Origin of the sequence: Litoreibacter sp., assembly GCF_039974535.1 — a bacterium.
In the GTDB taxonomy this organism is placed as follows: domain Bacteria; phylum Pseudomonadota; class Alphaproteobacteria; order Rhodobacterales; family Rhodobacteraceae; genus Litoreibacter.
Genome location: NZ_JBDWIU010000008.1, coordinates 16,645 through 42,262, shown reverse-complemented (window position 1 = coordinate 42,262; position 25,618 = coordinate 16,645). Strand labels below are relative to the sequence as shown.

The 25,618-nt window shown below is 54.6% G+C and carries 36 protein-coding genes; 1 reads left to right on the top strand and 35 read right to left on the bottom strand.

Annotation, left to right across the window (positions count from 1 at the left end; translation table 11 throughout):
* Positions 1–31: 31 nt before the first annotated feature.
* From ABJN86_RS06195 to rpmC, 30 genes are all read right to left on the bottom strand, one after another.
* Positions 32–799 (bottom strand): amino acid ABC transporter ATP-binding protein, encoded by a 768-nt coding sequence (locus ABJN86_RS06195; protein ID WP_348365571.1) that lies wholly within the window; start codon positions 797–799, stop codon positions 32–34.
* 13 nt (positions 800–812) lie between these two features.
* Positions 813–2,357: an amino acid ABC transporter permease gene (locus ABJN86_RS06190; RefSeq protein WP_348365570.1), complete on the bottom strand. Its 1,545-nt coding sequence runs from the start codon at positions 2,355–2,357 to the stop codon at positions 813–815.
* Positions 2,358–2,359: 2 nt separating this feature from the next.
* Complete coding sequence (locus tag ABJN86_RS06185; protein ID WP_348365569.1) at positions 2,360–3,577, bottom strand: ABC transporter permease subunit; 1,218 nt, start codon at positions 3,575–3,577, stop codon at positions 2,360–2,362.
* A gap of 137 nt (positions 3,578–3,714) precedes the next feature.
* Positions 3,715–4,731, bottom strand: coding sequence for an amino acid ABC transporter substrate-binding protein (locus ABJN86_RS06180; RefSeq protein ID WP_348365568.1), 1,017 nt, complete (start codon positions 4,729–4,731; stop codon positions 3,715–3,717).
* Between the two features lie 245 nt (positions 4,732–4,976).
* Positions 4,977–5,684, bottom strand: coding sequence for an ATP12 family protein (locus tag ABJN86_RS06175; RefSeq protein WP_348365567.1), 708 nt, complete (start codon positions 5,682–5,684; stop codon positions 4,977–4,979).
* Positions 5,681–6,364 carry an HAD-IA family hydrolase gene (locus ABJN86_RS06170; RefSeq protein ID WP_348365565.1) on the bottom strand — a complete coding sequence of 228 codons (684 nt, stop codon included), beginning with the start codon at positions 6,362–6,364 and terminating at the stop codon, positions 5,681–5,683. Before ABJN86_RS06170 ends, ABJN86_RS06175 begins: the two co-directional genes overlap by 4 nt.
* The gene (locus ABJN86_RS06165; protein ID WP_348365563.1) at positions 6,352–7,410 is read right to left on the bottom strand and encodes an RluA family pseudouridine synthase; all 1,059 of its coding nucleotides are present in this window, start codon (positions 7,408–7,410) and stop codon (positions 6,352–6,354) included. Before ABJN86_RS06165 ends, ABJN86_RS06170 begins: the two co-directional genes overlap by 13 nt.
* A complete protein-coding gene (crcB, locus tag ABJN86_RS06160) occupies positions 7,407–7,784 on the bottom strand; it encodes a fluoride efflux transporter CrcB (protein ID WP_348365562.1) in 378 nt (125 codons plus the stop codon). Before crcB ends, ABJN86_RS06165 begins: the two co-directional genes overlap by 4 nt.
* A gap of 31 nt (positions 7,785–7,815) precedes the next feature.
* Positions 7,816–9,120: a replication-associated recombination protein A gene (locus tag ABJN86_RS06155; RefSeq protein WP_348365560.1), complete on the bottom strand. Its 1,305-nt coding sequence runs from the start codon at positions 9,118–9,120 to the stop codon at positions 7,816–7,818.
* Positions 9,120–10,502 (bottom strand): trypsin-like peptidase domain-containing protein, encoded by a 1,383-nt coding sequence (locus ABJN86_RS06150; RefSeq protein WP_348365558.1) that lies wholly within the window; start codon positions 10,500–10,502, stop codon positions 9,120–9,122. Before ABJN86_RS06150 ends, ABJN86_RS06155 begins: the two co-directional genes overlap by 1 nt.
* A gap of 70 nt (positions 10,503–10,572) precedes the next feature.
* Entirely contained in the window at positions 10,573–11,253 is a 681-nt protein-coding gene (locus ABJN86_RS06145; protein WP_348365556.1) for a hypothetical protein, read from the bottom strand.
* A gap of 22 nt (positions 11,254–11,275) precedes the next feature.
* Complete coding sequence (gene rplQ / locus ABJN86_RS06140; RefSeq protein WP_348365555.1) at positions 11,276–11,692, bottom strand: 50S ribosomal protein L17; 417 nt, start codon at positions 11,690–11,692, stop codon at positions 11,276–11,278.
* A gap of 199 nt (positions 11,693–11,891) precedes the next feature.
* On the bottom strand, positions 11,892–12,908 hold the full coding sequence (locus ABJN86_RS06135; RefSeq protein WP_348365553.1) for a DNA-directed RNA polymerase subunit alpha: 1,017 nt from the start codon (positions 12,906–12,908) through the stop codon (positions 11,892–11,894).
* A gap of 119 nt (positions 12,909–13,027) precedes the next feature.
* Entirely contained in the window at positions 13,028–13,417 is a 390-nt protein-coding gene (gene rpsK, locus ABJN86_RS06130) for a 30S ribosomal protein S11 (protein WP_298258345.1), read from the bottom strand.
* Between the two features lie 15 nt (positions 13,418–13,432).
* The gene (rpsM, locus tag ABJN86_RS06125) at positions 13,433–13,801 is read right to left on the bottom strand and encodes a 30S ribosomal protein S13 (protein ID WP_348365552.1); all 369 of its coding nucleotides are present in this window, start codon (positions 13,799–13,801) and stop codon (positions 13,433–13,435) included.
* Positions 13,802–14,010: 209 nt separating this feature from the next.
* Complete coding sequence (locus ABJN86_RS06120; protein WP_348365551.1) at positions 14,011–14,589, bottom strand: adenylate kinase; 579 nt, start codon at positions 14,587–14,589, stop codon at positions 14,011–14,013.
* Complete coding sequence (gene secY, locus ABJN86_RS06115; RefSeq protein ID WP_348365550.1) at positions 14,586–15,953, bottom strand: preprotein translocase subunit SecY; 1,368 nt, start codon at positions 15,951–15,953, stop codon at positions 14,586–14,588. Before secY ends, ABJN86_RS06120 begins: the two co-directional genes overlap by 4 nt.
* Positions 15,954–16,063: 110 nt before the next feature.
* Entirely contained in the window at positions 16,064–16,531 is a 468-nt protein-coding gene (rplO, locus tag ABJN86_RS06110) for a 50S ribosomal protein L15 (protein WP_348365549.1), read from the bottom strand.
* A 223-nt stretch (positions 16,532–16,754) separates the two neighbouring features.
* Entirely contained in the window at positions 16,755–17,444 is a 690-nt protein-coding gene (locus tag ABJN86_RS06105; RefSeq protein ID WP_348365547.1) for a hypothetical protein, read from the bottom strand.
* A 129-nt stretch (positions 17,445–17,573) separates the two neighbouring features.
* Positions 17,574–17,762: a 50S ribosomal protein L30 gene (gene rpmD / locus ABJN86_RS06100; protein ID WP_348365546.1), complete on the bottom strand. Its 189-nt coding sequence runs from the start codon at positions 17,760–17,762 to the stop codon at positions 17,574–17,576.
* Positions 17,763–17,773: 11 nt separating this feature from the next.
* Complete coding sequence (rpsE, locus tag ABJN86_RS06095) at positions 17,774–18,361, bottom strand: 30S ribosomal protein S5 (RefSeq protein WP_348365545.1); 588 nt, start codon at positions 18,359–18,361, stop codon at positions 17,774–17,776.
* 129 nt (positions 18,362–18,490) lie between these two features.
* On the bottom strand, positions 18,491–18,850 hold the full coding sequence (rplR, locus tag ABJN86_RS06090; protein WP_348365543.1) for a 50S ribosomal protein L18: 360 nt from the start codon (positions 18,848–18,850) through the stop codon (positions 18,491–18,493).
* Positions 18,850–19,383 (bottom strand): 50S ribosomal protein L6, encoded by a 534-nt coding sequence (rplF, locus tag ABJN86_RS06085; RefSeq protein ID WP_348365541.1) that lies wholly within the window; start codon positions 19,381–19,383, stop codon positions 18,850–18,852. Before rplF ends, rplR begins: the two co-directional genes overlap by 1 nt.
* 12 nt (positions 19,384–19,395) lie before the next feature.
* A complete protein-coding gene (gene rpsH / locus ABJN86_RS06080) occupies positions 19,396–19,788 on the bottom strand; it encodes a 30S ribosomal protein S8 (RefSeq protein ID WP_348365539.1) in 393 nt (130 codons plus the stop codon).
* A 15-nt stretch (positions 19,789–19,803) separates the two neighbouring features.
* Positions 19,804–20,109 (bottom strand): 30S ribosomal protein S14, encoded by a 306-nt coding sequence (gene rpsN / locus ABJN86_RS06075; protein WP_073142245.1) that lies wholly within the window; start codon positions 20,107–20,109, stop codon positions 19,804–19,806.
* A gap of 19 nt (positions 20,110–20,128) precedes the next feature.
* Entirely contained in the window at positions 20,129–20,692 is a 564-nt protein-coding gene (gene rplE / locus ABJN86_RS06070; RefSeq protein ID WP_348365538.1) for a 50S ribosomal protein L5, read from the bottom strand.
* Positions 20,692–20,997: a 50S ribosomal protein L24 gene (gene rplX / locus ABJN86_RS06065; RefSeq protein WP_348365536.1), complete on the bottom strand. Its 306-nt coding sequence runs from the start codon at positions 20,995–20,997 to the stop codon at positions 20,692–20,694. Before rplX ends, rplE begins: the two co-directional genes overlap by 1 nt.
* A 1-nt stretch (position 20,998) precedes the next feature.
* On the bottom strand, positions 20,999–21,367 hold the full coding sequence (rplN, locus tag ABJN86_RS06060; RefSeq protein WP_068340767.1) for a 50S ribosomal protein L14: 369 nt from the start codon (positions 21,365–21,367) through the stop codon (positions 20,999–21,001).
* A 70-nt stretch (positions 21,368–21,437) separates the two neighbouring features.
* Entirely contained in the window at positions 21,438–21,668 is a 231-nt protein-coding gene (rpsQ, locus tag ABJN86_RS06055) for a 30S ribosomal protein S17 (protein WP_298258377.1), read from the bottom strand.
* On the bottom strand, positions 21,668–21,877 hold the full coding sequence (rpmC, locus tag ABJN86_RS06050) for a 50S ribosomal protein L29 (RefSeq protein ID WP_089947412.1): 210 nt from the start codon (positions 21,875–21,877) through the stop codon (positions 21,668–21,670). Before rpmC ends, rpsQ begins: the two co-directional genes overlap by 1 nt.
* Positions 21,878–22,058: 181 nt before the next feature.
* Here rpmC and ABJN86_RS06045 point away from each other — a divergent pair, with 181 nt between their 5' ends.
* Positions 22,059–22,676, top strand: coding sequence for a TIGR02466 family protein (locus tag ABJN86_RS06045; RefSeq protein ID WP_348365533.1), 618 nt, complete (start codon positions 22,059–22,061; stop codon positions 22,674–22,676).
* A gap of 65 nt (positions 22,677–22,741) precedes the next feature.
* On the opposite strand, the gene ABJN86_RS06040 is transcribed toward ABJN86_RS06045, so the two are convergent.
* From ABJN86_RS06040 to rplV, 5 genes are all read right to left on the bottom strand, one after another.
* Positions 22,742–23,344 (bottom strand): hypothetical protein, encoded by a 603-nt coding sequence (locus ABJN86_RS06040; protein WP_348365532.1) that lies wholly within the window; start codon positions 23,342–23,344, stop codon positions 22,742–22,744.
* A 134-nt stretch (positions 23,345–23,478) separates the two neighbouring features.
* Complete coding sequence (locus ABJN86_RS06035; protein WP_348365530.1) at positions 23,479–23,985, bottom strand: NADAR family protein; 507 nt, start codon at positions 23,983–23,985, stop codon at positions 23,479–23,481.
* A 111-nt stretch (positions 23,986–24,096) separates the two neighbouring features.
* Positions 24,097–24,510: a 50S ribosomal protein L16 gene (gene rplP, locus ABJN86_RS06030; RefSeq protein WP_348365529.1), complete on the bottom strand. Its 414-nt coding sequence runs from the start codon at positions 24,508–24,510 to the stop codon at positions 24,097–24,099.
* A 14-nt stretch (positions 24,511–24,524) separates the two neighbouring features.
* Positions 24,525–25,232 carry a 30S ribosomal protein S3 gene (rpsC, locus tag ABJN86_RS06025; protein WP_348365528.1) on the bottom strand — a complete coding sequence of 236 codons (708 nt, stop codon included), beginning with the start codon at positions 25,230–25,232 and terminating at the stop codon, positions 24,525–24,527.
* The gene (rplV, locus tag ABJN86_RS06020) at positions 25,232–25,618 is read right to left on the bottom strand and encodes a 50S ribosomal protein L22 (RefSeq protein WP_298258390.1); all 387 of its coding nucleotides are present in this window, start codon (positions 25,616–25,618) and stop codon (positions 25,232–25,234) included. Before rplV ends, rpsC begins: the two co-directional genes overlap by 1 nt.

Genomic DNA, 25,618 nt, shown 5'->3' with positions numbered 1-25,618 from the left:
CTCGGGGCCTTTTGCATTGGTCGTCTCGGTCTTAGTGGCCGAGAATCTGGCTCAAGAACAACTGGGTCCGTTCGGACTTCGGGTTGTTAAAGAACTCTTCCGGCTCGTTTTGCTCAACGATTTGTCCGGCATCCATGAAGATCACGCGGTTGGCGACCTGACGGGCAAAGCCCATCTCGTGGGTCACGCAAAGCATGGTCATCCCCTCTTCCGCCAGCTCGATCATGGTGTCGAGCACCTCTTTGATCATCTCTGGGTCAAGTGCGGATGTCGGCTCATCGAACAGCATGATGCGAGGCTTCATGCACAAAGAGCGGGCGATCGCCACACGCTGCTGCTGACCACCGGACAATTGGCCAGGGTACTTCAACGCTTGGTCAGGAATTTTCACCTTCTCAAGGAAGTGCATCGCGATTTCTTCGGCTTCTTTCTTAGGTGTTTTGCGAACCCAGATCGGCGCCAAAGTGCAGTTTTCCAGAATGGTCAGGTGCGGGAACAGGTTGAAGTGTTGGAAACACATCCCCACTTCCGACCGGATCTTGTCGATGTTTTTCAGGTCCGAGGATAGCACGGTCCCGTCAACTTCGATCTTGCCCTTCTGGTGCTCCTCCAACGCGTTGATGCAGCGGATCAGCGTCGATTTGCCCGAGCCAGACGGCCCACAGATAACGATACGCTCGCCACGTTGCACCGTCAGATCAATGTCGCGCAGCACGTGGAAAGTGCCATACCACTTGTTCATGTTGGTGATTTCGATTGCGACCTCGTCGGAGACCGTCATTTGAGATTGTTGGTTCATGGTTCAGGTCTCCTTAGTGATGGCTTGTGTTGAGCTGACGCTCGAGCCACTGGGAATATTGCGAGATCGAGTAGCAGACGACGAAGAAGAGTAACGCGCCGAAGCCGTACACTTCCCAGTAAACACTGGTCCACTCGGTCGAGTTCTGGATCGGGCCACGGATCATCCCAACCAGATCGAACATCGAGATGATCGACACCAGCGTGGTATCCTTAAACAGCCCCACCGCCACGTTCACGATGCCCGGGATCGAAATCTTCAAGGCTTGTGGCAAGATGATCAGACGTGTTGCTTGGCCGTAGTCCAGACCAAGGCTGTCCGCCGCTTCATACTGACCTTTTGGCAAGGCCGCGAGGCCCCCACGGATCACCTCGGCGATATAGGCTGCCGAGAAGAGCGTGATCATGATGATAACGCGCAAGATCAAGTCGAAGTTGGAGCTTGGTGGCAAGAAGTACGCCAACATAACGTTCGCCACGAACAGCAGCGTGATCAACGGAACGCCACGGATGAACTCGATGAACACCACGCAGACGCCTTTGATCAGCGGCATTGGCGACTGACGGCCAAGGGCCAACAAGATACCAAGCGGGATCGACAGCGACACACAGATCGTGCCCAGCAGCATGTTGAGCATGAAGCCCCCCATGTCGCGCGACGCAACTGCCTGTAGCTCGATTGGAACCACCGCATTCAAGGCCATCCAAATCGGGGCCAGCAAGAAGGAAAACACCAAATAGCCGAATAGAAGTGACGTTACGATCGAGACCAGCCCGCCGTCTTCATAGCTGTTGTAGATGGCGTAGCCGACGAAAATGCCCATTGGCACACAGAAGACAAAGGCGAAAATCGCCATGACCCAGAATACACCGTAAGCGATGGTTGAGATCAAACCTTCGGTGCCTACTGATCCAGCGATGAACACCAGTTCTTGCGCGCCGATGAACAGCAAGTAAGCCAAGCCCGCACCACAGACCAAACCAATGGCCGCAGCAACTCCCTGACGGATGTTCACCGGTATCTGAGACGATACCATGCGGAACACATACATCGTGGCCAAGATCAAACCGAGGATCGTGAGAGGCAACCAAAGGGAGCCGCCCCAAATCAACCAAAAGGCCACAAACGGATAGAAGGCTGTGAAGAACAGCATCTTGCGTGGCAAAGACCCGAACAGCGCCGGAGCTGCCGCCACAAGAAGCAGCACGAAGGACAGCAGAATGCGCCAGTAACCTTCTGGTGGATACTTGAAGCCAAACACCAAGTGATCCCAGCGATCCACGAGAACCGCAAAACAGGCCCCGTTCACACCGTCAAGGATTTCAAGGCATTCCTTACGGCTCGCCGCCTCCCAAACGCCATTATAGAACCATGGGAACACGAAGACCGTGAAGCGAGCCACTACGTAGAAGGCAAGCAAGGTTAGAATGGTGTTGAAAACACCAGAGAACAAATTGTCCTTGATCCATTTGACAGGTCCGGCGGCATTCAAAGGAGGGGCCGACGGTGGAATTTGTTCTGTGCGCACGAAGGCGACGTTGGATGTACTATCAGACATGATCAGCGCTCCTTCAGCTTCATTGAGTTGTTGTAGATATTCATGACGAACGAGATCGACAGCGAGATGATGAGGTAGAACAACATCAACAGCAGCACGGCCTCAATGGCACGACCAGTTTGCAGCAAGGTGATGCCACCCAACGTACCAGTCAGATCCATGTAACCCACCGCAATCGCGAGCGAGGAGTTCTTGGTAATGTTCAGGTATTGAGAAATCAGCGGCGGAATGATGATCCGAAGCGCTTGCGGCAAGACCACAAGATTCATGATCCGTCCCGGACGCAAACCCAACGCGCCAGCGGCCTCGCTTTGGCCTTTAGAGATAGCAAGAATGCCAGCCCGCACGTTCTCGGCGATGAAGGCACCTGTGTAGATCGCCAATGCGAACCACAATGCAATCAGCGAGCCGCGAATTTGCGCACCACCTGTGAAGTTGAAGCCTTTCAGCTCTGGGTATTCCAAAGTGATAGGCGAGCCCAAAACGATCTGCGCCAGAATGGCAGGAATGAAAAACAGGCCGATGGTTGGCCATAGGGTTGGAACCATCTTGCCGTGATCAAACAGCTGCTTGCGCGCATAGCGGCGGTACAAGAAGATACCGATGATGGAGGCAATGAAGACCCCAACAACCAGCAATGACCCTGTGCCCCAAATCGGCTTTGGCAGATAAACGCCACGGTTCGTGACCGCAACGGAGTCAAATAACCACATAGACGCGGTGGCGTTATCCCCCCTAAAGGCGCGCGGTGCGGGCGTTGCGTTGATCATGATCGAGAAGATGATCAAGATCCAAATCAGCACTGGCACGTTGCGGAAGATTTCCACGTAGAACGACATGATCTTGCGTACCAACCAGTTGGGCGACAGGCGCAAAACCCCTGCAACCACACCGATAACGGTGGCGGTGATACAGCCTAGGAAGGCTACGATCAGCGTGTTCAGCAATCCTACGATCGCCGCGCGACCGTGGGTATCTTGGCTGTCATATGAGATTGGGCGCTGGTTGATATCATATCCAGCCTGCGCTCCAAGAAAATCATACGAGATGTTCAATCCGGCTTCGGCCAAGTTGCGAACGAGGTTGCCGCCAATGAAAGCCATGGTGGCGATGATCGCCACGAGCGCAATGAATTGAAATGTGAGAGAGCGGTAGCGCGTGTCGTTCAGCAGCATAGATAGCTTGAACGACTCCTTGTGGGGGTCGGCTATTGTCGTCATCTGGGACGTTCCCTGTCTTGGCTGGCGCATTAGTAGTGCACGTCATTTTCGCGTGCGTTGCTTCCAGCTCTTTTTAGATGGTTAGATGGGTAGATAAGAAAAGGGCGCGGTAAAACCGCGCCCTTAACTCTAAGTATTTAGCGGAACGGTGGCGAGTAGATCAGGCCGCCGTCAGTCCATTGAGCGTTCAAACCGCGGGCCAGACCGATTGGGGTCGCAGCGCCGATGTTTTGCTCGAAGATTTCGCCGTAGTTACCAGCAACACCAAGTGCAGCTTTCGCCCAGCCAGCTTCCAGACCCAACATGCCGCCAAGTTCACCTTCGGTGCCCAGCAGACGGTTGATTTCTGGATTGTCGGAACCGCCGGAAAGCTCTTCGAGGTTCACGGAAGTCACACCCAGCTCTTCAGCTGTGATCAGTGCGTTCAGTGTCCAACGAGCGATGTCAGCCCATTCATTGTCGCCGTGACGTACCAGTGGGCCGAGTGGCTCTTTGGATACGATTTCTGGCAGCAGAACGTGTGCAGCAGGATCTTCGAAGTTTGCACGCTGAGCAGCCAGAGCGGATGCGTCAGTAGTGTACACGTCACAAGCGCCAGCGATGTACTGTTGTACAGCTTCTGCACCGGTTTCGATTGGAACTGGCTCGTAAGAGATGCCGTTCGAGCGGAAGAAGTCCGCCAAGTTCAGCTCTGTTGTTGTACCAGTTTGGATACATACAGTCGCGCCGTCCAGATCTTTAGCGGATGCAACACCCAGATCTTTTGGAACCATGAAGCCTTGGCCGTCATAGTAGTTCACGCCAGTGAATTCGAACTTAAGGTCGACGTCACGGGAGAATGTCCAAGTTGTGTTACGTGCCAGCAGATCGATCTCGCCGGAAGCCAGCGCTGTAAAGCGTGTCTTACCAGTTGTTGGAACGAATTCTACAGCGTTGCCGTCACCCAGAACAGCAGCAGCAACTGCGCGGCATACAGCCACGTCAAAGCCCTGCCATACGCCGCTTGCGTCTGGCTCAGCAAAGCCTGGAACGCCGGTTGTAACACCGCAGTTCAGCTTGCCGCGTGCTTTTACTTCGTCAAGCGTGGCTGCCTGTGCGCCACCAGCAATGATGCCAGCAACTGTCAGGGCGCCAAGAAAAACGGATTTTTTCATGTTAACCTCTTCCTGATGGTCCACTCCTTTAGCGGAGTGGTTTTTTCGGCCGAGTGAAGGCCGTGAGCGATACTAAGGAGATGTGACTCTCCTCGGTGAACATGAATAAGGCCAAATCAATGTAGGAACGTCAAGCCAATACCCGAGATTGACTTTAGGTAAGGCGTAGCAAAATAGTGTAAGAGTTTTTCGTTTTCTCTAAATGCAGCACAATGCGTCGCAAAAGGGCCTGTTTCGGCCCCATATTAAGCGCATAGAGAGAAAAATACGGCCGCTCTTAGAAGATCCTCCTTTTTCTTCCCTGCTTGTGCATCCGCATCCTCATCGCGACCCCATTGCGCAATCTGCCATTCTTCATCGATTCGGCTTAAGTCCCACGCGGTTTGTGCGTCCAGTCGTCCTCGCGTGATCGCCAGCCCTAAAATCAAAGAGCCGGTAATCGCCACCAGATCGTGAAAGGCCGTCAACCGAAACGGGTCAAGTTCAGCGACGAGCGCCTGTAGAACCTGAATTGACTGCGGGTCTTGCGGTTCATGCATGATGCCCGTGCGCAGCTTAAGTGGTGCCTTTAATTCGGTCGCCGCCCAATCGATCAGCGGATCCCATCCGGTCGCTTGTTGCGCAACGAGCGCTTCAGGGGAATCAGCGCGGTAGCACAGCAGATCACTGTCACCGTAAGCCGCAAGCATCTCGACCACTTCGGCATGCTGCGTCGACACCTTGTCCAAGGCGGCATTTGCAGCCCTCGTCACAGGCATGGTCAGCGGATCAATCTTCTCATCTTGCGCCTCCCATTCGTCCCGCATCGCGTCCGCCATGGATTGGGTCGGCACAACAACCAGCGTCTTTGCAGGGGTGCGCACGGGGCGGCCGTCTAGATGCACTGTGTAACCGCCGTCTACTTTATCGGCGGTGGTGGCTTTCCAGAATCGCTTTGCGGCCCATTCGTTCATGTTGTCTTGCTCCAAATCTTGTCCAAGGCGGCGTCCAACGCGCCGAAGTCATCAATCACAACGCTTGCCCGTTCCTGTAGGGTCTGCACCGTGTGGTAGCCCCAAGCCACCCCGACAGACGCCATCGATGCATTCGCGGCCATGTCCATGTCGTAACTGGTATCGCCAATCATGACGGCCTGCGACGCCTCAACACCTGCGTCATACATGCATTGCTCCAGCATCGACGGATGAGGCTTCGACGGGTGGTCATCCGCCACCTGTGCCGTCACAAAATACTTCCGTAGATCATGTGCATCCAGAAGGTGATCAAGTCCACGGCGCGATTTTCCTGTCGCAATGCCCAATAGCACGTTGTCTTGGACATGCAGGCGCTTAATCGCGTCCAGAGCGCCCGCATACAACGGGCTGCTTTGCGTGCTGTTTCGCAGCTTGCGCGATGTCATGAAAGAGGTCTTGTAGCCCTCCACCAACGTCTCGCCATGCTCCGGATACAACTCCGGCGCGAGCTTCTCAAAGGCTGCGGGCAATGACAGGCCAACGATGCCCAAAACATCTGCGCGTGACGGCACAGGTTTCCCAATCCCCTGAAACGCGGTCGCCATCGCCGACACGATGTCGTCTTGGCTATCTACCAGCGTTCCATCAACGTCAAAAACAACGAGCTTTAGCTCTGCCATTTCTCATCGCCATCAAATGGATCATGCGGCACGTCGTTCTCGGCCCAACCAAGGAAGTCCCAGGTACGCTTCATATGAACAGGTAGATCCGCCTTCAACGTGATGATCTTGCCAGTCACGGGGTGCTCAAACTCCAACGAGCGCGCGTGCAGGTGCAACTTCTTGCTGATCTCATCGCCCAGTTGGGAGCCCCAACCGTCGCCCATGTTCTCTTGGCCAGAGCCGCCATACTTACCATCGCCCACAATCGGGTGGCCCATCTCGGCCATATGCGCGCGCAACTGGTGAGTACGTCCCGTTACTGGCACAAGCGCCATCCAAGATGCCCGCTGGCCAAGGAAGCACAGCGTTGCGTAATCGGTTTGCGCCCGTTTAGCGCCCTCGGTCGTGGCGACATCACGCGGGTGGACGCAATGCATCTTCTCGCCCTCGCCGCCCTTGCCGTGGCCGCCTGCTTTGACCAGCCCGTATTTAACCGTGCCGATTTTCGGGTAAGGGACACCAGCAACCATCGCCCAATAAATCTTACGCGTGCCATGGTGCCGGAAGGCGGCCGTCAGCGCGGTTGCCATCGCAGGCGTGCGTGCCAGCACAAGAACGCCAGACGTGTCTTTGTCCAAGCGGTGCACCAGCTTCGGTGTGTCGTGGCGATCAAAGCTCAATGCACCCGCCATGCCATCAACGTGGCGCGTGGTCTTCGAGCCGCCCTGCACTGCCAAACCCGGTGGCTTGTTCAGCGCAATGATGTGGTCGTCTTTGTAGATCACGCAGTCACGGATCATCTTGGCATCCGCCTTGGAGACATGCTGCATGCGAACTTGCGCTTCCATGTCTTCCTCAGTTGGCAGCGGCGGAATGCGCACTTCTTGCCCCGGCCCCACACGGGTGTTGGATTTGACCCGACCACCATCGACGCGGATTTCACCCTTACGGCACATCTTCTCGATCCGCCCTTGTGGGACGTGTGGAAATTGCTTGCGGAACCAGCGGTCCAATCGTTGCTCGGCCTCATCGGGGCCAACTTTAAGGGTCTGAACCTTGCTCATGCGAATAGTCCTCTGGCGATCATAACGCCTGCGATCAGTCCAGCGATGGACAGAATAACGGAAGCCAGCACGTATAGACCGGCGGCCCCCGTCTGGCCACGCTCAAATAACGTATATGCCTCTAGGGAAAAGGCGGAAAACGTCGTGAAGCCACCCAAGAGGCCCGTCATAACGAAGGGGCTCAGATGGGTGTTTGACGTCTTGGCAGCGAATACCACGAACATCCCCATGACAAAGCTGCCAAGGATGTTCACCGACAGCACAGCCACGGGAAAGCCCGGACCAGTCAGCTTGAAGATGCCAACACCGGCAAGGAAGCGGAGCGATGCTCCGATGGCCCCGCCAAGGGCGACTTGAAGAGTGGTATAAAACATGGCCGTTCTCTCTGCCTTGCAAGGGGCAGAGTCAAGTTTCGCGTTTTACCCGCAGTTTAGCGAAGTAATCCAAGCGGCGCTTCAACTCGCGCTCAAATCCCCGCTCTACAGGTGTGTAATACACCCCGCGCTTCATGGTTTCGGGGAAGTAGTTCTGTCCTGAGAACCCATCCTCCGCGTCATGGTCATATGCGTAGCCGTCCCCGTAGCCTTGATCTTTCATCAGCGCCGTGGGGGCGTTTAGAATATGCTTAGGCGGCGGCTCCGACCCAGTTTTCTTCGCGGCAGCCATCGCGTTCTTATAGGCCGCGTAGCCAGCGTTCGATTTAGGAGCCAAGGCCAGATAGGTCACCGCCTGCGCCAACGCCAACTCCCCCTCGGGTGAGCCTAGGCGCTCATAGGTTTCCCATGCGTCCAAACACACGCGGTGCGAATGCGTATCTGCAAGGCCAATGTCCTCCACCGCCATACGCGTGATCCGCCGCGCCAGATACCTAGGGTCTTCGCCCCCCGTCAGCATACGTGCGAACCAATAAAGCGCCGCGTCAGGGTCAGAGCCGCGCACGGATTTATGCAGCGCCGAGATCAGGTTGTAATGGCTGTCACCGGATTTGTCGTATTGCGCCGCGCGGCGCATCAGGCGTTTGCCCAAGCCTTCGGGGTTCAGCTTGCCGTCGATTTTCCACGCGCTGACCTGCTCTATCAGGTTCAACAGCGCCCGCCCGTCCCCATCCGCCATTTCCAGCAGGGCTGCACGCGCATCAGGGTCAAGCGGTAAGGTCTTGTTCACATCCTTTTCCGCTCGTTGCGCGAGACGTTCCAAATCAACCAATGATAGGCGCGATAGGACCAGCACTTGAGCGCGCGACAGAACCGCAGCGTTCAATTCAAACGACGGGTTTTCTGTCGTCGCACCCACCAACAAAATGGTGCCATCTTCCATATACGGCAGGAACCCGTCCTGCTGGGCCTTGTTGAAACGGTGTATCTCGTCGACGAATAGCAGCGTTCCCTGCCCGTTTTGGCGGCGAATTCTGGCGGCCTCAAAGACCTTCTTGAGGTCTGGCACGCCGGTAAAGATCGCGCTGATTTGGACGAAATGCAGGTCCGTTTCATCTGCTAGTAATCGTGCAATCGTGGTTTTCCCGACACCCGGAGGCCCCCAGAAAATCAATGACGACAAGGCATCCGATGCCAACATGACCCCTAGCGGGCTGTCTGGACCAAGGACCTGTTCCTGCCCGATCACCTCCTCCAGCGTTTTCGGTCTCAACCGATCCGCTAGAGGTTGCATCTTGGACGGGACCGCAGCACCTGTATCGAACAGATCGGCCATTAGATACGGAACCGGTAAGAGAACCGCTGCCCGCCGCGAACACCGTCGATTTGCCAGCCCCGAGAATCTGCCTTTGACGCGTCTTCGACGTCAGCGGTACTTTCAATGTCTTGGCCGTTTATTGAGCTCAAAACATCGCCCACACGAAGACCAAGACGTCTAAGAGGCCCCAAGACCCGCGTTACGACAACGCCTTCATCCACGGATGTCGCCAGCTTCATTTCCTGCTGAATCGCGGGGTTGATGTTGGCAATACCCAGACCCGCCAATGTGCCGTCCTGAATAGTCCGAGCGTCTCGGTCGGGGGTATCTGGTGCTTCGATCAATGCGACCTCAGCCTCTCGGACTTCCCCGCCTGAAAGGTATTCAATGTTAATGTTCTCGCCCACAGGGCGCACCGACATGCGAAACAGCATCTCTGCCGGAGTATTGACCGGCTGACCATCAACCGACAACACGATGTCCCCCGACGACAACCCCGCAACCGCAAACGGGCTGACCGGATGCATCGACGAGATCACCACCCCTTCAGGCACACTTAGACCAAAGCCTTCGGCCAGCGAAAAATCCACGGCTTGGCCGTAAATCCCCGCCCAAGCCTGCGTGAACGTGCGGTTGCCCGCGCGGGCTTGTTCCACATAGCGTGCAACAAGGTTTGCAGGGATCGCGAAGCCAACACCGTTCGACCCCCCAGAGCGCGTCAGGATGGATGTATTCACGCCGATCAACTCACCGTTCACATCGACCAAAGCCCCGCCAGAATTCCCTGGGTTAATCGCAGCGTCCGTTTGCAAGAAATAGCCACGCGCGTTGCCCGTCGCCACGCCAGAGCGTGCCAATCCGGAGATGATGCCGGAGGTCACAGTTTGCCCAATACCAAAGGGGTTACCAATCGCCAAAGCAAGCTCCCCAACTTCGACACTATCGCTATCGCGAAGGTTCAAATGTGGAAGCGCTGTGTCGGCGCTAATTTTCAAAATGGCCAGATCACTGCTCTGGTCCGCCAATAGCACCTCGGCCTCGAATTCACGGCGGTCAGTCAGCACAACGCGAATAACGGTCGCCATACCCACCACGTGATAGTTGGAGACGACAATCCCGTCTTCAGACAAGATCACTCCCGACCCGAGCGAGTTTTGAACCCGTGGGCGCATCCTCTGCTGGCCGTTAAACATACCTTCAAACATGGGATTGCCGCGAAAGGGGCTTTCGGATTGCTGAACGACACGGTTCGCAAAGATGTTCACCACTGCAGGTGCGGCTTCTTTCACCAATGGAACGAAGCTCAAGCTTATTTCTGTTTGGTTCGTGGGAACCTTGGTTTCCGCCGTGGCGGATGACATCAAGGCAAGGCTAATGAAGGCGGATAATAGCAGTCGCATGCGGGATCCCTATTTGGTGCGTCTCTTTCATATGCCGCGCCAGCGTTAGGAATTCAATCTTCGTGCTGGACTACAGGTCGCCTTCGTAGGCCAGACGGCGACGCTGGCGCTCCGTCAGAATTTCCAAGCGCGGGTACCATTTGTAGCGCTTATCTTCCTTGGTCTTACTCCAAAACAGCGTGCCGCTGTGGCGCCAAGGATCCAAGACAATGGCGTCATACATGGTGTCGCCCTTCGCGGAGATCAGCGCGGTGCTATGCGAAAGCAAGATCGGGTTCAAACCATTGGCGATGGCGCGGTGCACATCAAGGGTTTCGAAGTTTTCTTGGATCAGTCGCGCTTGCAGGTCTTCTGCCCAATGCCAGCAAAGACCGCGCGGCTTTTTGCCAAGGTTGACCTTGCGATTGTGAGCAATCGGCGCGTCCTCAACGCCGTATTCCGCCGCCAACGCGATTGGGTACTTGTAGGCGATATTTGCGGCACGGGTCGCCTCGACAGGGTCAACGTGATCACCAAGGGAGCGGATGGTCGCGGCCAAGGCGTTGATCTGCGCATCAGATGGGTCGAGGATTGGCTTGGCGCTACAACCCGCCAAAGCCAAGGCCGCCACGGGCGCTATAAGGAATGTACGTCTAAGGATGGTCTCGCCCCAACTGATCGTCGTTTTGTAAGAATTATTCTGCAAAGCGGCAGTTGTCGAGCGCATGACACAAAAGTGAAAAGCCCCGCCGGTTAGGGCGGGGCTTTTCAAGATGCCTCAATGAAGGGGCGAATTATTCAGCAGCTTCTTCTGCTTCAAGGCGGGCTTTGTCAGCAGCACCTTTAGCGGAGACGTCGCGGTCGACGAATTCGATGATCGCCATTGGCGCCATGTCGCCGTAGCGGAAGCCAGCTTTCATTACGCGAACATAACCACCTTGGCGGTCTTTGTAGCGTGGGCCCAAAACGTCAAACAGCTTGGCGACGTCTTTGTCTTGAACCAGCTTGCTTGCGGCCTGACGGCGGGCGTGCAGATCGCCGCGTTTCGCCAATGTGATCATCTTTTCGATGATTGGGCGAAGTTCTTTGGCTTTCGGCAATGTTGTTTTGATTTGCTCGTGCTCGATGAGCGAGCCACACATGTTGATGAACAGCGCTTTACGGTGTTCGTGTGTGCGATTTAGGCGGCGGTAGCCTCGTGAGTGACGCATTTGGTCGTTCCTTCAGTCTATACTTTGTACGGGTCACCGATGCGTGTCGGTGCCTCTGTTGGGGCAGGATTGCCCATATGTTCCCGGTCATTTCGCCGGCATTTTTGGGGTCTGCGCTGCGTCGGCATTGTGTCGGACTTTCGTCTGGCACGCTTCGGCGGCGCGGTAAGGCGGGGAAAAACCCCGCCCTACAAATTTCTTAGAACGCGTCTTCGAATTTCTTAGCAAGATCTTCGATGTTCTCTGGTGGCCAATCCACGATGTCCATCCCGAGGTGCAAGCCCATGCCAGACAGCACTTCTTTGATCTCGTTGAGGGATTTGCGGCCGAAGTTTGGAGTGCGGAGCATCTCGGCTTCGGTCTTCTGGATCAGGTCGCCAATGTAGACGATGTTGTCGTTCTTCAGGCAGTTTGCCGAACGCACAGACAGTTCCAGCTCGTCCACTTTCTTCAGCAGAAGTGGGTTGAACTCGAGTTCGTCTTCGTCGTCCTGCGCACGAGCAGACTCTGGCTCGTCGAAGTTGACGAAGATGCCAAGTTGATCCTGAAGAATGCGCGCTGCGTAAGCAACTGCATCGTCAGGTGTCAGGGAGCCGTCAGTTTCGACTTTCATAGTCAGCTTATCGTAGTCCAACACTTGACCTTCACGGGTCGGCTGTACGTCGTAAGACACTTTCTTAACCGGCGAGAAGATTGCGTCGATCGGGATCAGGCCGATTGGTGCATCTTCAGGCTTGTTCTTCTCAGCGGAGACGTAGCCTTTGCCAGTGTTCACTGTCAGTTCCATGAACAGCTCAGCGCCGTCATCGAGGTGGCAGATGATGTGGTCGCGGTTCAGGATCTCGATGCCAGCGGAATCAGAGATGTCGCCAGCCGTTACAACTGCTGGGCCCTTCGCGGAAACCGACAGGCGCTTTGGCCCTTCGACTTCCATGCGGATTGCCACGCCTTTGAGGTTCAAGATTACGTCAGTGACGTCTTCGCGAACACCTGCGATCGAGGAGAACTCGTGCAGAACGTTGTCGATTTGAACGGAAGTAATAGCCGCACCTTGCAGCGAGCTCATCAGCACGCGGCGCAGGGCGTTGCCCATTGTTAGACCAAAACCACGTTCCAGCGGCTCAGCAATAACAGTCGCTTTGCGTGCAGGATCGTTGCCGGGCTTAACGTCCAGTTGGGTTGGCTTGATCAGCTCTTGCCAGTTCTTGTGGATCATAAGTGTCGCCTCCATGCTCGGCCCGGATCATGTCCAATATCGGGGCCACTCGAGGTTGAAATGACAAACACGGACCCCGTCCAAAATAAGACGGGGACCGCGCGATAGAATACGTAGCTTTAGACGCGGCGGCGCTTTGGTGGGCGGCAGCCGTTGTGGGCCATTGGCGTCACGTCGCGGATGGACGAGATTTGGAAGCCAGCAGCGGCCAACGCACGAAGCGCGGACTCACGACCAGAGCCTGGACCCTGAACTTCGACTTCCAGCGTTTTAACGCCGTGTTCCTGAGCCTTACGGCCTGCGTCTTCGGCAGCCATCTGAGCGGCGTAAGGGGTCGATTTACGCGACCCTTTGAAGCCCATGGTCCCTGCGGAGGACCAAGAGATTGCGTTGCCCTGAACGTCAGAGATCAGGATTTTTGTGTTGTTGAAGGAAGAGTTTACGTGCGCAACGCCAGCGGCGATATTCTTGCGGACCTTTTTCTTCGTACGAACTTTTTCACGTGCCATGGATCAAATCTCCCCTTACTTCTTCTTACCAGCAATGGCCTTTGCAGGGCCTTTGCGAGTGCGTGCGTTCGTGTGGGTCCGTTGACCGCGAACAGGGAGGTTACGACGGTGGCGCAGGCCACGGTAGCAACCCAGATCCATCAAACGTTTGATGTTCATGGTTGTCTCACGACGCAAGTCGCCTTCGACGTTGTAGTGCTCGTCGATGTACTCACGAATTTTCAAGATCTCGGCGTCCGAGAGCTCGTTCATGCGGCGAGTAGAGTCGATGCTGATCGCTTCACAAATCGCTTTCGCGGAAGTGTGGCCGATACCAGTGATGTATGTCAGTGCGATGGGGACGCGCTTTGCGTCTGGCAGGTTAACGCCGGAAATACGTGCCAAGTGGCAATTCCTTTTTCAGTCGCGGTTCCGTAGCTCCGGAACCTTTTTTCACAACGTAAGCCCGAAGGTTTTTCATAACCTGCGGGCTTGGCTTAGATATGGTCAACACCGTCTCAGCTAGCTAGGCCGTGGTGCGATTCCCCTTGGGGATGATGCGACTTAGGGGGTTTTTAACTTATGGTCAATAGCCCCCCACCCAGCCGTGGGGGTTACTTGTCCAAAACACCCGAGATGGCGGAAGCCACGGCGTCAATTTCGCCTAGGCCGTCAATACTGCTCAGGTCACCCTTGGCGTAGTAGTAGCCAATCAGCGGGGAGGTCTTTTTGTAGTATTCCATCAGGCGAACCTTCAGGCTTTCCTCATTGTCGTCTGCGCGGGCGGTCTTGCCTGCGGCACGCGCCTCCTCGGCGCGGCCAACGATACGGCCAACCAGCACTTCGTCATTCACCGCCAGCTCAACCACTGCGTCCAACGCAGCGCCATGCTTAGCCAACAAAGCCGCCAATGCATCCGCCTGTGGCAGGGTGCGTGGGAAACCGTCAAAGATAAACCCGCCAGCGTGGTCGCCTGCGAGCTTCTCCTCGATCAGGCCAATCACGATCTCATCGGTGACCAACTGCCCCGCATCCATGATCGCAGCAACTTTGTTGCCCATCTCGGTGCCAGAGCTTTTGGCCTCGCGCAGCATGTCGCCCGTCGAGAGTTGGATCATATTGCGTTGGTCCACGAGCTTAGCGGCCTGTGTCCCCTTCCCCGCGCCGGGCGGTCCAAGCAGTATAATATTCATCGACGCGATGGCCCTTTTGCCTTGTTCTTGCCGCCACGTTTCTTACCGCGCAACTGAGACTTCTCAATAAGGCCCTCATACTGGTGGGCCAACATGTGGGACTGAACCTGTTGAATAGTGTCCATCGTTACGGACACAACGATCAGCACCGACGTACCACCGAAGTAGAATGGGATCGCCAACTGGGCACGCAAGATTTCAGGCAACAGACACACAGCGGCCAGATAGGCGGCACCGACTACCAAAATGCGGTTCACCACATACTCGAGGTATTCGGCCGTTTTTTCGCCTGGGCGAATGCCTGGGATAAAGCCGTTTTGCGACTTCAGGTTTTCAGCCACTTCGTCAGGCTTGAAGGCCACGTTGAAGGTGTAGAAATACGCGAAGAACACGATCATCACAGTGAAGAACAGCAAGTTCAGTGGCTGGCCTTGGCCAAACAGCGGCAGCACGTAAGCCATGAACTCGTTCGTCTGCCCACCAGAGAAGGTGGAGAACGTCGTTGGCAACAGCAGCAAGGACGATGCGAAGATCGCTGGGATAACGCCCGCGGGGTTAACCTTAACTGGCAAGTGCGAGGAGCCGCCATCATAGACCTTCATGCCGACTTGGCGACGCGGGTATTGGATGTGGATCTTACGCAATGCGCGTTCCATGAAGACCACGAACATGATTGTCAAAACAACCATCAACATCACACCCACGATAACCGCTGGGCTGATGGAGCCGGAACGGCCTTGGGCAAAGAACTGCGCCAATGCGGCTGGAATTTCAGCGATGATGCCCACGAAGATGATCAAGGAGATGCCGTTGCCGATACCGCGCTGAGTGATCTGTTCACCCAACCACATCAGGAACATGGTGCCGCCGACCAGCGTGACAACCGCGCTTATGCGGAAATAAAGACCCGCTTCCGTGGCAAGTCCCGAGCCCTCGAGCCCGGCTGCGAGGCCATATGCCTGCAATGTCGCCAAGAAAACCGTGCCGAAGCGGGTGTATTGGTTGATCTTTTTGCGGCCTTGCTCGCCCTCTTTCTTCAATTGCTCCAGCTGCGGGACCATAGCGGTCATCAGCTGCACAATGATCGAGGCCGAAATGTAAGGCATAATACCTAGAGCAAAGAGCCCCATGCGGCCAATCGCGCCACCGGTGAACATGTTCAACACGCCGCCGATGCCCTGCTGGGCTTGCTCGACAAACGCCTGCAAGGCGTCCGCGTCGATGCCCGGAATAGGAATATAGGTGCCCAAACGGTAGACAATAAGCAAACCGATGGTGAAGAGAATGCGTTGGCGTAACTCGGTGGCCTTCCCGAAGGCGGACCAGCTCATGTTTTGTGCCATTTGCTCGGCGGCTGAAGCCATGTGCTTGGGTATCCCTGTCTAAATATGCACAGCGCCGCGAACGGGGCTTCCCGTCGCGGCGCTGGAAAACTTATCAGATATGTAAGGGGCGTATAGGCCCCTCACAAGGCTTATTCAGCAGCAGCCGCAGTGTTAAGCTTGCCGCCGGCCTTTTCAACAGCTTCAACAGCCGTTTTAGAAGCGCCAGTAACAGTCAATGTCACTTTGGATGTGATGTCGCCTTTTGCAAGAATGCGAACGCCGTCAAGCTTACGACGCACGATGCCAGCTTCGATCAAAGCGTCCTCAGTGATGTCGCCTTTGGCGTCCAATTTCTTGGCGTCGATGAATTTCTGGATCATGCCGAGGTTCACAACAGCGAAAGACTTCTTGTTGCGGGAGTTAAAGCCACGCTTAGGAAGACGCATGTACAGTGGCATTTGGCCACCCTCGTAGCCGTTCAGGGCAACACCCGAGCGGGATTTTTGACCTTTGATACCACGGCCACCCATCTTACCTTTACCGGAGCCAGGGCCACGGCCGATGCGTTTTTTGGTGCGGGTTGCGCCGGGATTGTCGTGCAGTTCGTGAAGTTTCATGTCGCTTCTCCTATTGCCGGAAGGGTCCTCGAAGCGAAATGGACCAAACGCGGCGTTTCTTGTTGATTCTGTAGGCCGGATGCCCACCGGCGTGGCTATAGACCGCTGTGCACTCTGTTGCAAGGCTTAGCTAAATTCAAACCAACTCATCAACTGTAGGCAGCCACCCGAGAAGGCGATGGCATAGCTTCAAGCTTAACTTCAGAAACACTCGCAGCAAATACTAGAGCTCCTCTGTCGGAGCAGGAAGCTCCTTTGGTGGAGCAGGTAAAGCCTTTGGCTGTTCAGGTCCGGTTATCGCCTCTTTAGCTTTACGAACTTTATCGGCAATTCCAAGCACCTCCTTCATCCGATCGAAAACGGGCTTAACATTTTCGCCTGCGTCTCCAAGTGCTTCGCTTGCTTCAACCATTCCATCTAAGAAGACGCGAAAGTCACTGTACTCTTTGTCCACTTCTGACTGGAGGCTGTTAACAACTTTAAGAAGCCTTCTCCTGTGATCTTCACTGATCGCCTTACTGCCACGAATGATGTCCCTAATTTCCGCCAATAGACCATCTATTTTCGCTGTCTCACCGTCTGAAAGCTCAACAAGATAGATATTTACTAACTGAGGATTCATAATAGTAGCTCTTGCCAGTAATGCCTTCACATGTCGGTGAATCAGGTAAATTTTTCGCTCTGAATTCGAAAGTTGTGGTGTCGTCAACCCCAACACTGCTCCAAAGAATGAAGTTCTTATTACTTCCTTTTCCCACCCTGCAGGCATTTGCCCCTCCAGCAATACTTCAAGAGTGTAAGCTACATCTCGTGGTGCTTCATTTAAGTCTCCACCTAAGAAGTCAGTGCAGATTTGGTTCGCTGCCAGAAGTTCATTTTTGGGAAGTTTACTAATGTAATCATTGTGCATCATTGGAATAGTTGTCTTTCAAAAAACTATGGAACTGATTTTAAATAACACTACACAAATTTTCAAAAAAACGCCCCGCTTTTCAGCGAGGCGTTTCTAATTTTTAGACTGTCGAAGTGCTAAGCGTGACGCTTAGCCTTTTTCTTCGATGATCTCGACCATGTGCGAGATGCTATCAACCATGCCGCGGACGGAAGGTGTATCTTCCAGCTCGCGTGTGCGGTTCATCTTGTTCAGGCCCAAGCCGATCAGCGTAGCGCGCTGTTTGGCGGGACGACGGATTGGCGAGCCAACCTGTTTTACAACGATAGTTTTAGCCATTGTTCAGCTCCTTACGCTTCAGCTTCGGCAGAAGCAGCTTCTGGGGCAGCTTCAGCAGTTGCAGGGGCGTCCGACTTCAAAATGTCGGCAACTTTCTTACCACGACGCTGCGCAACCATACGAGGCGACGCTTCGTTCACGAGACCGTTCAAAGTAGCACGGATCATGTTGTAAGGGTTTTGCGAACCGATGGATTTCGCAACAACGTCCTGTACGCCGAGCATCTCGAACACAGCACGCATTGGACCACCAGCGATGATACCAGTACCTTGTGGTGCAGTCCGCATCACAACTTTACCAGCACCGTGACGGCCCGATACATCGTGGTGCAACGTGCGGCCTTCGCGCAGTGGAACGCGGATCATTTGGCGCTTAGCTTGCTCGGTGGCTTTGCGGATGGCCTCTGGGACCTCTTTCGCTTTACCTTTACCAAAGCCTACGCGGCCTTTTTGGTCGCCAACAACGACAAGTGCGGCGAAGCCAAAGCGCTTACCACCTTTAACGGTTTTGGATACGCGGTTGATCGCTACGAGACGATCTGCAAATTCGGGTGTTTCTTCCCGATCGCGGCGACCGCGATTTCCTTGTTCTCTTGCCATTGGGCAATTCCTTAAATTCATGCGCCTAGGGCGCTTTTGGTTCAATCGCAGTGGGCGTGAGCCCCCCGATCATCGAGGCCATAGGTGACCTGCAAAAATGGGCGCCCCTCAAGAGGAGCGCCCAAAGACTTAGATTTTCAGACCACCTTCACGGGCAGCTTCGGCCAAGGCCTTCACTTTACCGTGGAAGAGGAAACCACCGCGGTCGAAATACGCCTCGGAAACGCCAGCTTTTTTGGCGCGTTCCGCAATAGTCGTACCGACTTTAGTTGCAGCTTCGATGTTGTTCTTGCCAACGATGCCCAGATCCTTCTCGAGAGAAGAAGCCGAAGCGATTGTTACGCCGTTCACATCATCGATCAGCTGCACGCTGATGTTTTTGTTCGAGCGGTGAACGGACAGACGAACACGTCCAGCGTTAACCTTGCGAAGTTTGTTACGAACGCGCAGGCGGCGTTTGATGAACAGATCGCGTTTAGTATTAGCCATTATTTCTTCTTCCCTTCTTTGCGGAAGACGAACTCGCCTTTGTAGCGGATGCCTTTGCCTTTGTAAGGCTCTGGCTTGCGCCACGCGCGGATGTTGGCAGCCACTTGGCCGACCAGCTGCTCGTCAATCCCCTCGATGGTGATCTCGGTGGGCTTAGGAGCCACAACGGTCACACCCTCAGGCACTTCGTACACAACGTCATGCGACAGGCCGAGGTTCAGCTTCAGGTTTTTGCCTTCCATCGCGGCGCGGTAACCCACACCTTGAATTTCAAGCTCTTTCTTGAAGCCGTCAGTCACGCCGGTCACCAAGTTTGCGACCATAGTGCGGCTCATGCCCCACTGCTGGCGCGCGCGCTTGGAAGAGCCGCGAGGCGTGATGGTAACTGCGTTGTCTTCGACGCCGAAGCTAACATCATCAGTTGCTTTGAAGGTACGGACGCCCTTAGGGCCCTTAACTTCGATGGTCTGGCCAGAAACGGACGCGGTAACGCCGGAAGGCAGATCGACTGGTTTTTTACCAATACGAGACATACTAGGCGCTCCTTAGAATACCGTGCAAAGAACTTCGCCGCCAATGTTTTGGCTGCGAGCATTTGCGTCCGACATCACACCGCGAGGCGTGCTGACAATCGACACGCCCAGGCCCTGACGGACTGTTGGGATGTCTTTGGAACCCACGTAAACGCGACGACCAGGTTTAGAAACCCGCTTCAGTTCGCGAATGACAGGAGTGCCTTCGTAATATTTCAGCTCAATGTTCAAAGCCGGGTGACCGTCTTTGCCCGTAGTCGCCTCATAGCCACGGATGTAGCCTTCGTCTGCGAGGACGTCCAAAACCCAAGCGCGAAGCTTGGACGCTGGTGTCTCGACAGTGGCTTTGCCGCGAAGCTGCGAGTTACGGATACGTGTGAGCATATCTGCGATAGGATCGTTCATAATCTAATGCCCTCCTTACCAGCTGGACTTAACCATGCCGGGGATCAGGCCAGCAGAGCCCAAGTCCCGCAACATGATCCGCGAAATCTTCAGCTTACGGTAGTAAGCGTGAGGACGTCCGGTCAGTTGGCAGCGGTTATGCAAACGGGTAGCCGAGCTGTTGCGCGGCAGTTCAGCCAATTTCAGACGTGCTTTGAAGCGCTCTTCCATTGGTTTCTCTTGGTCGTTTGCGATAGCGAGCAGAGCAGCACGTTTAGCGGCGTATTTCTTCACCAGCTTTTCGCGCTTCTTTTCGCGTTCGATCATTGCTTTTTTAGCCATGTCTAATTCCCTCCAGCGATCAGCTGTTGAAAGGCATGTTGAAAGCTTTCAACAGGCTCTTTGCTTCAGCGTCGGTGGTTGCGGTGGTGCAGATAACGATATCCATGCCCCAGGCTTCATCAATCTTGTCGAAGTCAATCTCTGGGAACACGAGGTGCTCTTTGAGACCCATGGCGTAGTTGCCACGGCCGTCGAACGACTTGCCAGATACGCCGCGGAAGTCACGGATACGAGGCATTGCGATTGTGATCAGGCGATCAAGGAATTCGAACATACGCTCGCCGCGCAAAGTAACCTTGGCGCCAATAGGCATCTCTTCGCGGACGCGGAAGCCAGCGATGGATTTCTTAGCACGGGTCACCATGGCTTTTTGGCCAGCGATGGCGGTCAGGTCAGCAGCAGCACCAGCGGGCTTTTTGCTGTCTTTAACCGCAGCTTTACCAGCGCCGATGTTCAGGACAATTTTGTCCAAGCGCGGGATCTGCATGTCGTTTTTGTAGCCGAATTCTTCTTTCATGGCGGCACGGATTGTGTCGGCATAAACAGTCTTCAGGCGTGGGGTGTAGTTTGCGTCGTCAAGCATCAGATCACGTCCCCTGTTGTCTTAGCAAAGCGCACCTTCTTGTCGCCGTCCATTTTGAAGCCCACGCGAGTGGCCTTACCGTTGGAGTCGATCAAGGAGAGGTTGCTCAGCTGGATTGGCATCGCTTGTGGTACGCGACCACCTTGCGAGTTCTGGCTTTGCTTCACGTGGCGAATGGCAATGTTGATGCCTTCCACGATGGCTTTACCGGTCTTAGGGTTAACGGAGGCGATAGTGCCCTCTTTGCCCTTATCTTTGCCGGTCAGCACGACGATCTTATCGCCCTTTTTCAATTTAGCAGCCATATCACAGCACCTCCGGCGCGAGCGAAATGATTTTCATGAAGTTTTTGCCGCGCAACTCACGAACAACTGGCCCAAAGATACGTGTACCGATTGGCTCATTGTTGTTGTTCAGGATAACCGCTGCGTTGCGGTCAAAGCGGATGGCTGTGCCATCTTCGCGACGAACTTCTTTAGCTGTGCGAACAACGACGGCCTTACGAACGTCGCCTTTTTTCACACGGCCGCGTGGGATGGCTTCCTTAACCGACACGACAATTACGTCGCCGACGGATGCGTACTTACGCTTGGAACCACCCAAAACCTTAATGCACTGAACACGGCGAGCGCCGCTGTTATCAGCCACATCTAGGTTGGTCTGCATCTGGATCATTTGATGTCTCCCGACCTTTGGGGACCCGTTTTCAGGCCCCAGGGTTTCGAATAAATCGAAAAGTTATCGTTTAACCGACGATAACTTCCCAACGCTTGGTTTTGGACTTCGGCGCGCATTCTTGAATGCTAACCTTGTCACCCACGTTAAACGTGTTCTTCTCATCGTGAGCCCGGTACTTCTTGGACTTACGGATAATCTTTTTCATCACTGGGTGCTGAAAACGGCGCTCAACGGAAACTGTTACAGTTTGCTCGTTCTGGTTGCTGGTGACGACACCACTCAGGATACGCTTAGGCATTAGTTAGCCTCCCCAGCTGCAGCTTGCGCTTTTTCGTTCAGGATTGTTTTCACACGTGCAGCACCGCGCTTAACGTCGCGCATACGTGCAGTGTTTTCGAGTTGGCCGGTGGCCTGTTGGAAGCGCAAGTTAAATGCTTCCTTTTTCAGTGCGACAAGCTCTTCATTGAGCTGGTCAGCAGTCTTCTCGCGAAGCTCGCTGGCGTTCATAGCCTTTTCCTTTTTCATACATCGGAGGGCCCCTAAAGAGGTCACCCTGATTCCAATGGAGTTCATGATGAAATGTGGCTTTAGACCCCTGCCCGACTTATTGCAAGCCCTGTCGCTGACTCTGCGCATATATCTGTAAAATAGGGGCTTACTTGCGTCTTGGCCTGCGGTATCAGGTGTTATGAACATACGCTCCCTCTTCGTGACCCGCCTGTACCAAGCCCGCCTTGCCGATCATGGCACCCCCATTGATCCAGAGGAGCTGGAGGACGAGTGCCTTGGCACCGCTGAGGATGACGAGGCCGGTCAGGACTGGTGCGAGGAGAACCAATTCGCGGGCTACACAAGCTACGCGTCGCTGACGGACCTGCCGTGGCGGTCGCCTATCTTCAAGGCAGTGGTCGAGGCGCTGGACAAACACGTCGCCGAATTCGCAGCGGATCTAGAGCTGGACCTAGACGGGCGCGAGCTGAAGCTAGAGGACATCTGGATCAACATCCTACCCCAAGGCGGCATCCACACCTCCCACATCCACCCGCATTCGGTGATCTCCGGCACCACCTATGTGGCCATGCCCGAAGGCGCGTCGGCGTTGAAGTTGGAGGACCCACGGTCCCAAATGATGATGGCCGCCCCTACCCGTCTGAAAGATGCCCGCGAGGAACTGCGGCAGTTCATCTATGTGAAGCCAGTGGTTGGGGATGTGTTGTTGTGGGAGAGTTTTCTGCGGCATGAGGTGCCGATGAATATGTCTGAGGATGATAGAATCTCGGTGAGCTTTAATTACGCTTGGGGGTAATAGTCGACAGTGCACAGCTTAGGCAGTAGTGAGCAAAGCAACACCACGAACAAAAGGGAAGTGAGCTAGCTATTGAGGCGAGCCACAGGCCCTAGCCGCTCTTCTATACACGCGATGGCAGATGTGATTTCGGAGCCAAGTTCATCACGCTTAGAAAAGCTACCATACATATCTTTCTTCAAAGATTTCATGTGGTTTTTTTCGTCGTCTGACAATTCGGTAGAATGATCGTCCGCGTAATCAGCCAAAATCTCAACGGCCACGGCAACACTACTTCGCGCAGAAAAAAGAACCTCAACCGCTTCGTCAACCTTCGGATCATTCACCACAGCGCGTACACGGATTTGTGCGTCTCGCAAGCTCCTAAATAACTCGTTATAAATAACTATCCTTTCATAGCGACGCTGATACGGATAGCGGTTATCCTTAAGCTTTTCTTGAGGGATGGAGCTAAAGGGGTTTCGTATATCCTTCAAAGCATCCTCGACGTTAAATGCAATCGCGATCAACTCTTCTGCCACCTCAGACTTTCTGAGTTCACGTGCTGTATTGCGACTTTCTTCAATCGAATTTTTTGCACCGAACAAACCTGCTACAATCGCCAGCGCACCTGTCGCAGCTGCAATCGCATTAATCCAATCTGGGATACTGGGCTCTGTCATGACCATGTTACTCTCAGTAAAGTCTAATTCTACCTACCATTGTCTTATCAAAAGAATAACCCCCGCCGTTTTCTCAGCGGGGGCTTCCTTAAGTCTACCATGGCGGAACGCCCGTTTTCGGGAAAACACGCCGCGTCGCGCTAAAGCGCGACAGCTTCGTCAGGATATTCCAACCGCAGTTCGGCCTTCACCTTAGTCAACGTCTTGCCCAACAGGTTCTGCCCCGGCCAGTCCGACGGGGGCGTAACGGAGGCCGTCGCAGCGTCCAAACCTATGCCCCAAATGGTATCAACTGGACTTGCCTCGACCAAAAGCTTCGCACCCGTTTGAAACAGCTTGCGGCGCAGACCTTTGTTCTGGCGAAACTTCGCGAGGTTGATCCGCAGAACGATCTCGCCCTTGTTGGCATCCCATGTCGCGTTGTCAAAGCCAGCCACCTTTTGGCCAAGCGCCTTTTGCTTCCCCGGATCCTCTGCGAGTAAAATTTGGGTCGCGATCTCATCATCACCAAAGAGCTTGGCTTTTAGGTACATCATCGCCTGCTCGGCGCTGTTGAACACAACCTCGTCCAACTCGATCGTCGAGGGCTGCCATTGGCTAAAAGGGCCAGTCCAATAGAAATGATATTCGTCATGTAAATCAGTCATCCCTTCTTCTAGCCCTAAGTCTAAATACAAAAAAGCCCCCGCCGATTTCTCAGCGGGGGCCTTTATTTCTACGTCGTCATTTCTACGTCGTCGCGCCAAAGCGCAACGGGGTTACCAATCCTCGCGGACAACAACCCGTGTTTTGATAGGCAGCTTCATCGCAGCAAGGCGCAGGGCCTCACGGGCGATTGGCTCGGCCACACCGTCGATTTCGAACATCATACGGCCAGGTTTGACCTTACATGCCCAAAAGTCCACGGAACCTTTACCCTTACCCATACGAACTTCGATAGGCTTGGAGGTTACTGGCAAGTCTGGGAAAATACGGATCCAGACACGGCCTTGACGTTTCATGTGACGCGTCATTGCACGACGAGCAGCTTCGATCTGGCGCGCAGTGATACGCTCAGGTTCAACTGCCTTAAGACCGTAGGTGCCAAAGTTCAGGTCTGTCCCGCCCTTTGCTTCGCCCTTGATGCGGCCTTTGTGCATCTTGCGAAATTTAGTACGCTTTGGTTGTAGCATTGTTCACGCCCCCCTTAGCGACGACCGCCAGCACCGCGAGGTGTTGGGCCGTCTTGGAGTTCCTGTTGCTTACGGTCACGCGCTTGTGGATCGTGTTCCATGATCTCGCCTTTGAAGATCCATGTTTTGATCCCGATGATGCCATAGGCAGTCATCGCTTCAACGTGTGCGTAATCGATGTCGGCACGCAGGGTGTGCAAAGGCACGCGGCCTTCACGGTACCATTCGGTCCGAGCGATCTCGGCGCCACCAAGGCGGCCAGCGAGATTGATACGGATGCCGAGGGCGCCCATGCGCATTGCGTTCTGTACCGAGCGCTTCATAGCGCGACGGAAGGACACACGACGTTCCAGCTGCTGGGCGATGGACTCGCCAACCAGTGCTGCGTCCAGTTCAGGCTTACGAACCTCAAGAATGTTGAGGTGCAGTTCGCTTTCAGTGAACGCGGACAGCTTCTTGCGCAGACCTTCAATATCGGCGCCTTTTTTGCCGATGATGACGCCTGGGCGTGCTGTGTGGATCGTGACGCGGCACTTCTTGTGCGGACGCTCGATGATCACACGGCTGATGCCGGCTTGTTTGCACTCAACTTTGATGAACTCACGCATCCGGATATCTTCCAGAAGCATGTCACCGAAGTCTTTGCTTTCAGCGTACCAGCGGCTGTCCCAGGTGCGGTTGACCTGAAGACGCATGCCGATAGGATTTACTTTATTACCCATTATGCTTGCTCCTCAGCTTGAACTTGGCGCACCTTGATTGTCAGCTCGGAAAACGGCTTAACGATCTTGCCGAACCGGCCACGGGCCCGAGGGCGACCGCGTTTCATGGTCAAGTTTTTACCAACATAGGCCTCGGCCACGATCAGATCATCCACGTCGAGGTTGTGGTTGTTCTCAGCGTTCGCGATTGCGGACTGCAGGCATTTCTTAACGTCGTCAGAGATACGCTTCTTGGAGAAAGTGAGGTCGGACAAAGCCTTGTCAACTTTCTTGCCACGGATCAACTGAGCCACGAGGTTCAGTTTTTGCGGGGAAGTACGGAGCATGCGCAGTTTTGCCATTGCTTCGTTGTCTGCCACGCGGCGGGGGTTCTTATCCTTACCCAT